Origin of the sequence: Spirosoma terrae (assembly GCF_010435915.1) — a bacterium.
GTDB lineage: Bacteria > Bacteroidota > Bacteroidia > Cytophagales > Spirosomataceae > Spirosoma > Spirosoma terrae.
The window spans coordinates 216,472-228,595 of the sequence record NZ_JAAFZH010000012.1 but is presented as its reverse complement, the minus strand read 5'-3'; the positions used below and the strand labels follow the sequence as shown (position 1 = coordinate 228,595).

Genomic DNA, 12,124 nt, shown 5'->3' with positions numbered 1-12,124 from the left:
AAGATGAAATCGCCACTGGCAGTTCTGAATTTTTAAACATACAAAATCGCGCCAGACGCTCTACTGGAGGTCCTTTTTAGCAAAACTTTGTTCTTAAAAAAGACCATATAGGAAAAAATCCTTTATCTATAAGCTGAAATATCTTATCAATATAGTAGATTTGCGGTCCCATTTTTAAATTTTAATATTTTTTTAACAACTACTGATTTATGCACAAAATTTTATTGGGAAGCTGGCTACTTTCGTTGCTCTTCTGTTTGCCTGTATTGGCGCAGGATGTAACGATAAGTGGACGCGTCACTTCATCAGATGATGGTTCTCCTTTACCAGGAGTAACCGTGCAGGTAAAAGGTTCTCAACGTGGAACGACTACAGACGCTCAGGGTAATTACAACCTTAGCACTTCAGCCAACAATACGTTAGTTTTCAGCTACATCGGTTATACGTCGCAGGAAGTCGCTATCGGCAGACGTACTACTATTGATGTGGTCTTATCGGGCGATCAGCAACAGTTAAGCGAAGTTGTGGTTATTGGATACGGTACCCAGCAGCGTCAGCGCGTAACGTCATCCATCTCAACTATCAACGGAAATGCGCTGGCGAACCTGGCAACTCCGAGCTTTGACCAGCAATTGGCTGGCCGGGCTGCCGGTGTACAGGTTACGGTTCCGTCGGGTATTCTGGGCCAAGCCCCGGTAATACGTATTCGGGGTACAAACTCGATTTCTTCTGGTTCCAATCCGCTGATCGTTGTTGATGGTGTACCTGTTATTACGGGTAACCAAAGTGGTGTTACACCAACGAACCCACTGGGGGATATCAACCCACAGGATATTGAATCGTATGAAGTACTGAAAGATGGTGCTGCTACGGCGATCTATGGTTCTCGGGCTGCCAATGGTGTTATTCTGATTACCACCAAGAAGGGTAAGAAAAACTCGGGTGTTAAAGTAAACCTTGATATTCAGGGCGGTAGTTCAACCGTTGTGAAGCGGTTTGATCTGCTGGATGCACAGCAGTTCGTTGCTATTTCAAACGAGAAAAGCGCTAATGCTGGTGGACAGCCTATTGCTTTCATGGATGCCAACAACACGAACACCGATTGGCAGAATGAAATTCTTCGCAGAGGTTCATCACAAAACTACAACCTGAGCGTAACGGGTGGTGGCGAAAAAACATCGTACTACTATTCGTTAGGTTTCAACAAGCAGGTTGGCGCTATCAAGCCAAACGATCAGACTCGTTTCTCATTCCTGACCAATATTGATCATAACATCAATAAATTCATTACGGTAGGGATGAAAGTGCAGGTTGCCCGGACATCTAACAACGGTCTGAACACTGGATCGAGTGCCTTGTCTGGTAACTTAACCGCAGCCGCTCGTTTATTCCCGAACGTACCTGTTTTCGATGCTACGCACCCAACGGGTTACAACATCTCGCCTGATAACTCTATTTTAGGTCGGGGTGCCAATACACGGAACATTGATAACAACTATACAAACATCGCATTCGTTATTGCCAACAACACATTCAACGCAACAACAACGCGTGTTTTACCAACGGGTTATCTGTCAGTTAATCTTCTGGATGGGTTGAGTATCCGTACACAGCTTGGCGCTGACTATACCGGTGTTCGTAGTTTCCAGAAATGGGATCCTCGTCATGGCGATGGCCGTGGCAGCAATGGTTTGGTTAGCCAGGTATCTCGGGAAGTACTACGCTGGAACTGGCAGAACGTACTGAATTTTGATCGGGATTTTGGTGGACATAACATCAACCTGACATTGGGTACCGAATACCAGAAAACAACGACCTCGTCATTTACAGCAGGTGGTCAGGGCTTCTCAGATTTATTTTTCCAGCAGAATGGTCTGATTTCGGGATCGTACGCTACACAGACATCAAGTGGTACGTTCGTTCCGAATGGATTTGACTCCTACTTTGGTCGTATTCAGTACGGATTCCGTGATAAGTATCTGGCTTCGTTCAGTGCTCGTAACGATGGTCTGTCATCATTACCAGTAGCAAACCGTCGGGGTACCTTCCTGGGTGGATCGGTTGGTTACCGCTTATCACAGGAGGATTTTTACAAAAACTCAAGTGTAGGCCGGGTTATGAATGATATCAAAATTCGCGCCAGCTACGCCGAAGTAGGTAACACCGATATCGGTAGCTTCCCATACGTTGGTACGTTCGGATCGGCTCAGTATGCGTCGCAAAATGGTATTGGTTTCAGCCAGGCGGGCAACCCGACTCTACGTTGGGAACGTAGTAAGAAAGAAGACTATGGTGTTGATCTGGGCTTCCTGAATAACCGGATTACCGCTAGCTTCGACTACTTCCGTAACAACATCGATGGTCTGATTCTGGCGGCTCCAACCCCAAGCTCAGTAGGTATTCCAAATAACTCGATCAATCGGAACGTAGGGTCGATGATCAACCAGGGCTTCGAAGCCGCTGTTAGTTTTGAGGCTATCAACCGCAATAGTTTCCGTTGGAACATAAGTGCTAATTTCACGGCCCTGAACAACCGGATTACCTCGTTGAATAAAAACAACGAAGGTGTCGATCAGGACATTGTCTTCACGTATAACATCAACCGGGTTGGCGAATCAGTGGGTGCATTGTATGGCTATCGGTATGCCGGTGTAAACTCTGCCAATGGTAACCCGATGTACTATAAAGGTGATGGACGTATTGTTCAGCGTGACATTGCGTCAACCGGTTACTCGTTCTATGATCCAACCAACCCAACTAGCCTGACAAACACAAACGGTGCGGCCCTTAGTGCCACTGCCGACCGGGTAATTTTAGGGAATACCAACCCTAAATATTTCGGTGGCTTAACCAATTCGTTTAGCTACAAAGGACTGGATCTGGAAGTATTCGTTCGTTTCCAGGGCGGTAACAAAATCCTGAACGTAACTCGTCAGGAAACGTTGTTGAACCAGGACTTCAATAACAACAGCCGCGAAATCCTGAGCCGTTGGCAAAAAGAAGGTGACGTGACTGACGTTCCAAAGCTTGTTCTGTCGAAGAGTGGTATCACCAACCAAACAGGTAATGCTATCAGCCGTTTCGTTGAGAACGGAGACTTTATCCGTATTCAGAATATCATTCTGGGCTATACGATTCCTAAGTCGGTACTACCCAAAGGAGCTTTTGCCGTCAGTTCAGTGCGCCTTTTTGCGCAGGTTCAAAATGCCTTTACGTTCACCAAATACAAAGGACTTGATCCTGAGTTGAGCGCTAACGTAAACGGTGATTTTGATAACAATAGCCAAACCGGTATTGACTACAACACAAACGCCCAAATGCGCTTAATGACCTTTGGCGTCAACATTGGTTTTTAAACGAACGATCTCATGAATTTCAAAAAAACATATATCCTTACTGCACTTAGCGGGACGCTTTTGCTGACCTCCTGCGAAGTGAACAACCTGGACCCGCAGACGGCTCTCTCCGAGACTACGGCGTTCCAAACTCCCGAACGTATTGCGCTGGCGGTAGCTGGTGTATACGATGGTGGCCAGTCTGGTTTTTACGCCGGTAATGCTGTACGGGGTTATACGTTTGGTGCTGCTCATATTGAGCAGGGTGATATGCGGGGCGAAGACATGGCGCTGGCTGCTACGTTCTATGGTATTACGTACCAGAACAACTATGACCCAACGCAGCCTAACAACGTATATTACTGGCAGAATGCGTATGCCATGATCAACCGGGCCAATATTGTGATTGCCGGCTTGAAAACGGTTCAGCCTTCAACTGCGTTGACTCAGGCCCAGATTGATGTATACGAAGCGGAATGTCGCCTGCTACGTGCCATGGCTCATCACTATCTACTGGTGAACTTCTCGCGTCCTTACAGTGATAACCCAACGGCTGCTGCCGGTGGTGTTCCTTACCGGACAACAGCTGTTACGGGTGGTGCATCGGTTGATGAAGCGCTAAAGCAAGGACGTAATACCGTTGCTGAATGCTACGACAAGATCATTGAAGATCTCAACTACGCAGAGGAAAAACTTCCTGACACACGGACTGGTAACCTCAAAATTACTCGTGCGACGAAAGGAGCTGCTATTGCTCTGAAAACGCGGGTTCGGTTGCATCAGAACAACTGGGCTGAAGTGATTAAAGAAGCTAATAAACTAGTTTCAACGGCCGCTCCGTTTACCAGTCCAGTTGGTGCTTATGCACTGACTGCTTCGCCACTGGGCGCATTTGGCTCGGCGAATAAAAGCAACAGCGAATCTATTTTCTCAATGGAAAATAACGACGTTGATAATGCCGGAACCAACGGTGCTATGGCAGCTATGTATTCAGCGGTAAGTACAAATGGTCGGGGTATTGTATTGATTAGCCCTATTCTCTGGAATCAGCCATTTTTCCCGGCAGGTGATTTGCGTAAAGCAGCCTCGGCTATTGCGCAGGATACGCCTGGATCAGCCGGTAAAGGCGGAAACTTTACACGGAAGTACCCTGACGTAACGACTCGTTCGGAAAATGCACCGATTATTCGTTATGCCGAAGTCTTGTTGAACCTGGCTGAAGCAATTGCTCGTACCAGCACAGGTGTTGATACCCGTGCATTAGCGCTGTTGAGTGCTGTTCGGAACCGCGCAGTACAAACGCCTGCTGACCAGTATACGGCAGCCAGCTTTGCTACGAACAAGGATTTAGTACGGGCTATCATCAATGAGCGTCGCCCTGAATTCCTGGCCGAAGGTTTGCGTTGGCACGACATTCACCGTCTGGCTCAGGATGCTGATTTCAAGCAGGCTGATGGTATTCCATCGAAAGCGGCTATTGCCATCTCGAATTTTGCTCCGTTGTATACCAACAACTCAACAACAACATTTACAAGAGAGCCAGCTGTTCCATACAGCGATTTCCGCTTCTTGTGGCCGATTCCGGCGGAGGAGTTGATTAACAACCCAACGCTGGCAAAACAACAAAACCCAGGCTATTAATTCGTAGCTTGACCGATTAAGAAAGGCTTCCTGAATTTCAGGAAGCCTTTTTGTTTAGTATATACTAGATCATGACTAAATCCGTATTGTAGAGAAATACGTTACGTTTGATGAATAGATCGATGCTTATATATTATGCCTGCTGGTGCTTATTATTGTTCTTACCCACCGCTGGACAGACTCAAAATCGTCGTCAACCGCCCGCCAATTGGCAGTATCTTGACCCCGTTACCGACTCCGTAGCGGGTATTAATTTACAGCGGGCGTACGATCTTTTAAAAAATCGGAAGTCGGTTCCGGTAATTGTGGGGATACTTGATTCGGGCGTCGATGTTAATCATGAAGATTTGCGGGACGTAATCTGGGAAAACCCGAACGAAATATCGGATAATAATACCGACGATGATAAAAACGGCTATACCGACGATCGAAACGGCTGGAATTTTATGGGCGCTAAAGATGGTACTACGTATGAATACGATCAGCCAGAAATTACGCAGACATATGTTTTGCTGAAAGATAAATACGATAAAGCCGACCGGACGAAGCTATCTCCAGCCGAACAGAGGCAGTACGATACGTATCAGGCTGCCAAGCCTGTTTTTCTGCAACGCTATGAGTCCGTCCGGCAAAAACGTATTGCTTTGGCCGATACGGCTAAATTCTGGCAGGCAGCAACACAACTAGGAGCGTTATTGTCGGATACTCTACTGTCGCAGCAAAAAATACGTAGTGTGGATGTGAAGGGCGATTCATTACTTCTGGCTGTTCGAAACTTGCTGGCTAGTACGTATAACCCGGCTTATGGTTCTTTCCGCAAATATGTCCAGATAGTGCATCAGAATTGGGCATTGTTTCGGAAAATAACTGCCAGCGATGCTGATATTGCCTACAATCCTGATTACAATCCCCGGCAAGAAGTTGGTGATGATCCCGCTAATCTTTCGGAACGATACTATGGTAGCCCGACTCTGAAAATCGGCCAGTCGCAGCAGTTGGCGGTTCATGGGACGCATGTGGCCGGTATTGTTGCGGCTAAACGTGGTAATGGCCTGGGTGTTGATGGAATTGCCGATAATGCTCGCATCATGATGATTGCTGTAGTACCCGCTAATGGCGACGAACGCGATAAGGACGTAGCAAATGGCATTCGATACGCTGTCGAGAATGGAGCAAAAGTGATCAATATGAGTTTTGGGAAGCGTCTATCGCCCTTTAAAGAGCAGGTCGACGCGGCTATTCGTTTTGCCGAAGAACATGATGTGCTCATTGTTCACGCTGCCGGAAATAATGGCGAAAATATTGATTCAATTCCGGCCTTCCCATCGGCAAAATATGAAAACGGTCAACTGGCTAAGAACGTACTGGTTGTGGGCAATAATACCTGGCAGCTGAACACGGGGTTGGTGGCTCGCTCGTCGAGCTACGGTTTGGCAATGGTTGATATTTTTGCGCCGGGTACCGATATCGTATCGACCGTACCGAATAATCAGTACGCATCTTTTTCTGGAACCAGTATGGCGGCTCCGCACGTAGCCGGGGTTGCTGCTTTGCTACGTTCCTACTTCCCTAAGCTAACAGCTGTTCAGGTAAAAGACATTCTGCTTAAAAGTAGCTATAAGCCGAGCTTTTCGGTCCAAAAACCGGGCCGGTCAAGCCAGTCTGTTGCTTTCAACGCATTGAGTCGGTCGGGTGGCCTGCTTAATGCTTATGAAGCTGTTAAGATGGCACTCACTTTCTGAACCGGGATTACACGGATTTAGGGATTAAGCTGATTTTGCTTCTTCGAAGCGTCTGATTCAATCAATAAAATCAGCTTAATCCCTAAATCCGTGTAATCCCGGTTTGGGTTACCACACTAGTTCACGTTTGTCGTGCCAGAACTTACCGGTTTCTGTTATGTCGGCTTCGGTTGCCAGCCAAACAATGGTTTCGGCTCCTTTCTCGACGGAGCGAGAGGCATGAGGGCCACCCATGTCGGTTCGTAGCCAACCCGGATCAACGCAGTTTACCGCTATATGCTGGTTTCTTAGTGCACCAGCAAATTGCCGGGTTACGGCATTTAGCGCCGTTTTAGAAATACTGTATGCCGGTGCGTACGTTTCCATGTCGTTCAGAGCACCAGCTCCGCTTGATACGTTGATGATACGTCCACCATTCGGGCTTTTTTGAAGGAACTTCAGGAAATCCTGAGTGACCATAATGGGCCCTCTGACGTTCGATTTAAAGGTTCGGTCAAGTAATTCGGGATTCAGGTTTATAATGTCTTCGCCATGATCTTCCAGAATACCAGCATTGTTGATCAATACGTCCAGATGATCGGCTTTCTGGGAAAAAGTACCGCAGGCATTTTTGATGCTGACGGGGTCCGTTACATCAAGGTGGATGAAAGTTGCTTCATAACCTTCCTGACACAGCTCTTCAGCCGCTTCACGTCCCTTAGCCATGTCTCGGGCACCCATAAAAACAGCAAAGCCACGTTGAGCTAACTGCCAGGCAATTTCTTTACCAAGTCCTTTGTTGGCCCCCGTAATCAGGGCTGTATGCTGATGATCAGTTTTCATAGTTGGCTGGCAAATGGATGGAAAAATTTAGTCGTCTGGGTAGTGAAATGGATCATATTGATTCACCGGGCTTCCATTTGCTCTCTTTTCTTACAATGGTAAATGCGAAAATGTTTGCAGAAAAAGGAACCGTATGCTCAACCGGCCTACCGTTCCCTAATAGTTGTTTCCGGATTTAGTACCTTTCCGACTAATCTTGTGAATTATAAAATGATTGACCACCGAATGAAACCATTGTGCATCCTAGTAAGCCTTTGTTTGTTGGTGCCGGTCCTGACGCAGGCTCAAACAGGCTCATCAGCGACTGCTCCCAAATCGACGACAACCAGCCAACCTGCCGTTAGACCACCCGCTACTCGGCCAGCTGCTTCGGATGCATCAACATCGCCAAACCGTCGGCAGGAATTATACGATCAATATCACGGAATTACGAAGAAGCCAGCACCTGCTACGTCGCCAACACCAGCAACCACTACGTCCAGACCGGCTCGGGAAAGCGCTCCCAAGGAAGAAGCCGTTCCGGCTACGTCGTCGGCTCCTGCTCCGGTGGTTGCCAGGGAAGAGAAAAGTACGGAGTCATTCAATCAGAACTCGGGCGTTCGAATAGGAGTGCGCGGGGGCGTTACGTATCCTGTGTTTCTGGAGACAACAGCTGTTGATCCTTCTTTAGGTTTTGTTGGTGGGGTGGTGTTCCAGTTTGGACGCGGAAAGTTGTCATTCCAACCCGAAATTAATTATAGCCGTACCTCGCAAACTATACCTGCTACAACTTTTTCGCCGAAGCAGGACTATTCGACCGATCAGATCGTCGTACCACTGTTTCTTAAGATAGCATCTGGGACGTTCGACGGGCACCGCTTTTTTGTTAACATAGGGCCATATGGCTCTTATATCACTAGTGTGGGCATAAACGGTATCAAGCGTGACATAAGTGGGAGCACCGGACGATTCTTCTATGGCGGAGCTGCCGGAGTCGGAGCAATGATAAAGCTTGGGCCGGGCCATGCTACCATTGAAGCCCGAGGTTTGTATGAGTTGGGGAATGATGCTACAGGCTTCTACACGGATTCAAAGACAATTTTGGCGGAAGGGACTATTGGGTACGTGTTCCCGTTAGGTGGCCGTTAAGCAACGTTTTTTAATTTCTCATAGAGTGGGTTTTGGAATGGCGGTGGCTTTTAGTCACCGCCATTTTTGTTTATACATAGGGCAAGGTTTTTTCCCATAGCCACTCTGCATGTTCATCAGTCACGTCCCGATTGGAAGGGGATTTGGGCCGGCTGTCGGCGAAATAACCACCATTGTTACGTTCTCCGATCGACTTTAACGGAGCCGAAGCCAGAAAAACGGATGTTTGCGCACCTTGTTCTGAAGTACGCATAAACGGGCGGGCCAACTGAAGTATTTTTCCGGCAAAGCCCATCGTGTCGCTACCAAAATTAGTACGTACTGCTCCTGGATGAGCTGAGTAAACGGTAATGCCCGTTCCCGCTAACTCTTTAGCAGCTGCTTTGGCGAATAACAAATTGGCTAGTTTACCATCGCCATAGGCCGACCAGGTGCTTATATCGCTGATTTGTTTGAAGAAACGAGCTTTTTTGCCAAAGGCATGAGCCACCGATGAGAGACTGATGATCCGTACATCACCCGTTTCGGCGGCCGTCTGTTTCAGTAAGTCCAGCAGATAATACGTCAGTATAAAATGACCAATATGGTTGGCATAAAACGATTTTTCAATGCCATCTGCCGTGAACTCGATGGTGGCGGGTGTGTAGCCCGCATTATTAATCAAGACATCAAGCCGTTTATATGTAGATTTTACCTTGTCGGCTGCGATACGTATCGACTCTTTATTGGCCAAATCGACCATCAGTAAATCAACGCGGACAGCTGGATTGGCTTTCCGTACTTCAGCCTGCGCTTCAAGTCCCTTCTTTTCGTTACGGCAAAGCAGAATTAAGTCGAACGACCGTTGCGCTAAGGCCTTGGCGGTTGCCAGGCCAATTCCTGCGTTAGCGCCTGTAATCAGTGCTGTTTTTAGTCCCATAAAATCATTCCGGTTTCCATTGTGAGTTAAACCAGATAGAGATTTAAGCCGGAATGAATGGGTATTGTTTAACGCTGTTTGCGGATTTTCGACATCCCCGATGTTTCTTGTTGAGTAACCGTTGGATTACCCGAGTACGTTAGAGAACTAACGCCATCGGCAGAAGCCGCTAATGTTTTTGTTACGTGGATGGTAGCCTGGCTTGCTCCGTCTAGTTTAATGTCGGCAACATCGAGGGTTAATTTGTTGGCGTCTAGCTTTCCGGCTCCTGACAGACGAATAGTAGCATCGGTAGCTGTACCCTGCAAACTGGCTTTTGACCCTTCTTTAACGGTCAGCTTAAGTGTTTTTGCCGAGATCGGGGCTGTTAATGTGCTGCCGGTTTCTACACTAGCTATCAGATTCGTTGCCTTGATTGATACGTCGGATTGAACAGAGCAGCCAGTACTAACCATGACCTGATCCAGGTTTGGTACGTGAATCGTAACGGTTACACCTTTTGTGTTTTTAAAGCGCACATTATCATTCAGCATCACGGTCAGTTCGCCATTTTTTACCTGCGTTATGACGTGTTCCAGCACATTGCTTTCGCCTTCCAGCTCGGCTTCTGCTACGTTTCCTGGCGTGATCCGAACCCGCATGCCAATGCGTACCGCTAGTTTATGGAAGCTACTGATTCGTCGCTGTTGTTTTACAATGGTTCCGTTGCCAACAACACCGTCCTGAGCATGGGCTGTGCGACTGAGAAATGTTGTAACGGTCAGCGCAAAACAAATTAGTAATGTTTTCATAAGTCGTACTGTGTGTTTAAGGGATCACTAAAGATAAATCCTCAATCTCTAACTATTGTACGGGTTTCGTTGGAAATACATCACTTTCTTACACGGCTATTTGCGGCCTTTTGCAGAGGAAAGGTCAGATTGTGCAATCCTAAATTACCCTGAGCTCTTTCCCTGCCAGTTCGGTCTTCTCTGTATGGCCATGCATAAACAAACAGCCACCTTACGTAAGGTGGCTGTTTGTTTATGCAGAACCGAAGTTGACTAATTGTCCGTCATGAGCCTATTCAGCGCTAACTCCTGCGCTGCAATTGGCCAGATATACCCATTATCCGAAGGCGTTTTAGCCTGAGCTGTTCCTTTAGCCGGAATGGTTTGTAACAGGCGCATCAAGTCATTATTACGTAGCCCTTCGCCCATGAATTCAATGCGCCGTTCCAGCAGGATGGCGTTAATCAAATCCGTAGGCGTAGCGAAGTTAGCAGCCGTATAGGTTGTTGCTGCATCCGAACGATTCCGAACGGCATTCAACAGGGCTACAGACTGAGCGTCGACCGTATTACCACTGCGAACTTTAGCTTCTGCCAGGTTCAACAATACCTCAGAATAGCGAATAACAGGGACATAATCAGTATACGGGCTAATGGTTTTATACTTGTTAAGCCAGTTCTTTACCGTTGTTGTACCCGATTGCTTCAGGAATGAGCGACGCTTATCGGTTGCTGTCCAGCTTGGGTTCGAAACAATACCATTCGGATTCAGTGAATATTCACCATTGCCAACACCGCCATTGGCAGATGTTGGTGAATAGTAATAACCTAACTGATTCTGGGTGCCAGGAAAATCACCGGATGTGGTCGTCATTGGCATCGAGAAGATAGACTCCGACGTTGTATAGGTCGTAAACACAGTCGTGATATCGGGCTGGAGCGCATGAGCTACGCCCGAAGCTGATGTAAACGGAGCAGCAGCACTAACAATTTTATTTGCTTCTGTAACTACAGCGGCATAATTCTGCATGCTCAGATAAACGCGGGTTTTTAGCGCGATTGCCGTATTCTTATGAGCTCTTGTAACCCGATCAGCTGCTGCTGTATAGGTTGAGGGGAGTCCTGCTTCGGCTTCGTTCAGATCTTTAAGGACCTGCGCGTATACTTCTGCTACAGTGCTTCTGGCCAGATTCGATTGACCGGCTCCTTTTATACCCGTTAGACGTAGTGGAAGGCCGGGTTTGTTCCCGTTTCCATCTGGGTAGGGGCGGGCATAGTACTGAAGCAGGCTGTAGTAAAGTAAGCCACGAATCAATTTGGCTTCAGCAATGTACTGATTGCCCAAATCCGCGCCTACTACAGCTGTGCCACCAGCAGCCATACCATCCAGGAAGATGTTACACTTGTTGATTGCCAGATAAGCGGAATTCCATAGAGTAGAAACGGCTGTGGCACTGTTAGTAGGGTTAAGAGCCCACACGTCAGAACCAGTAACCAGGTTGCTCGTTTCATTAATGAAATCTTCGCCCCGGATATCGCCGTATATTACGTAACGACCGCCATATACGTTACCATCTTTCAGACCTCCAGTGCCGCCATACAAGGAAAGTAATTGGGTCTGTATGCGAGATACTGTGCTGAATGCCGAAACATCGGCTACTGAGTCCTGGGGAATCGGAGAAAGTAGATCCCGGTTACAGCCGCTGAATCCCCAGCTAATTAGGCATAATGCTGCCGAATATATAATTTTCTTTTTCATGAAATCTTT

At 47.3% G+C, this 12,124-nt stretch carries 8 protein-coding genes; 4 read left to right on the top strand and 4 right to left on the bottom strand.

From position 1 onward, the window contains the following. Positions 1–209 precede the first annotated feature (209 nt). The 3 genes from GK108_RS22745 (at position 210) to GK108_RS22735 (ending at position 6,718) form a co-directional block, all read left to right on the top strand. Positions 210–3,356, top strand: a complete 3,147-nt coding sequence (locus GK108_RS22745; protein ID WP_163953455.1) for a SusC/RagA family TonB-linked outer membrane protein — start codon at positions 210–212, stop codon at positions 3,354–3,356. Between the two features lie 12 nt (positions 3,357–3,368). Beyond that, positions 3,369–4,976 carry a RagB/SusD family nutrient uptake outer membrane protein gene (locus tag GK108_RS22740; protein ID WP_246225088.1) on the top strand — a complete coding sequence of 536 codons (1,608 nt, stop codon included), beginning with the start codon at positions 3,369–3,371 and terminating at the stop codon, positions 4,974–4,976. A gap of 122 nt (positions 4,977–5,098) precedes the next feature. Continuing rightward, positions 5,099–6,718, top strand: coding sequence for a S8 family serine peptidase (locus GK108_RS22735; RefSeq protein ID WP_246225087.1), 1,620 nt, complete (start codon positions 5,099–5,101; stop codon positions 6,716–6,718). 108 nt (positions 6,719–6,826) lie between these two features. On the opposite strand, the gene GK108_RS22730 is transcribed toward GK108_RS22735, so the two are convergent. Then, the gene (locus tag GK108_RS22730) at positions 6,827–7,540 is read right to left on the bottom strand and encodes an SDR family oxidoreductase (protein ID WP_163953451.1); all 714 of its coding nucleotides are present in this window, start codon (positions 7,538–7,540) and stop codon (positions 6,827–6,829) included. A gap of 225 nt (positions 7,541–7,765) precedes the next feature. Here GK108_RS22730 and GK108_RS22725 point away from each other — a divergent pair, with 225 nt between their 5' ends. Beyond that, positions 7,766–8,668, top strand: a complete 903-nt coding sequence (locus tag GK108_RS22725) for a porin family protein (RefSeq protein WP_163953449.1) — start codon at positions 7,766–7,768, stop codon at positions 8,666–8,668. Between the two features lie 70 nt (positions 8,669–8,738). Here the strand turns inward: GK108_RS22725 and GK108_RS22720 are convergent, their stop codons facing one another. The 3 genes from GK108_RS22720 to GK108_RS22710 form a co-directional block, all read right to left on the bottom strand. After that, entirely contained in the window at positions 8,739–9,587 is an 849-nt protein-coding gene (locus GK108_RS22720) for an SDR family NAD(P)-dependent oxidoreductase (protein WP_163953447.1), read from the bottom strand. A gap of 68 nt (positions 9,588–9,655) precedes the next feature. Then, positions 9,656–10,378 (bottom strand): head GIN domain-containing protein, encoded by a 723-nt coding sequence (locus GK108_RS22715; protein ID WP_163953445.1) that lies wholly within the window; start codon positions 10,376–10,378, stop codon positions 9,656–9,658. Positions 10,379–10,630: 252 nt separating this feature from the next. Beyond that, positions 10,631–12,115, bottom strand: a complete 1,485-nt coding sequence (locus GK108_RS22710) for a RagB/SusD family nutrient uptake outer membrane protein (RefSeq protein WP_163953443.1) — start codon at positions 12,113–12,115, stop codon at positions 10,631–10,633. Positions 12,116–12,124 lie beyond the last annotated feature (9 nt).

What these genes read in the sequence shown, in the direction of transcription:
- GK108_RS22745 (WP_163953455.1), top strand. Translation starts at nt 210, where the DNA reads ATGCACAAAATTTTATTGGGAAGCTGGCTACTTTCGTTGCTCTTCTGT.
- GK108_RS22740 (WP_246225088.1), top strand. Translation starts at nt 3,369, where the DNA reads ATGAATTTCAAAAAAACATATATCCTTACTGCACTTAGCGGGACGCTT.
- GK108_RS22735 (WP_246225087.1), top strand. Translation starts at nt 5,099, where the DNA reads ATGCTTATATATTATGCCTGCTGGTGCTTATTATTGTTCTTACCCACC.
- GK108_RS22730 (WP_163953451.1), bottom strand. Translation starts at nt 7,540, where the DNA reads ATGAAAACTGATCATCAGCATACAGCCCTGATTACGGGGGCCAACAAA.
- GK108_RS22725 (WP_163953449.1), top strand. Translation starts at nt 7,766, where the DNA reads ATGAAACCATTGTGCATCCTAGTAAGCCTTTGTTTGTTGGTGCCGGTC.
- GK108_RS22720 (WP_163953447.1), bottom strand. Translation starts at nt 9,587, where the DNA reads ATGGGACTAAAAACAGCACTGATTACAGGCGCTAACGCAGGAATTGGC.
- GK108_RS22715 (WP_163953445.1), bottom strand. Translation starts at nt 10,378, where the DNA reads ATGAAAACATTACTAATTTGTTTTGCGCTGACCGTTACAACATTTCTC.
- GK108_RS22710 (WP_163953443.1), bottom strand. Translation starts at nt 12,115, where the DNA reads ATGAAAAAGAAAATTATATATTCGGCAGCATTATGCCTAATTAGCTGG.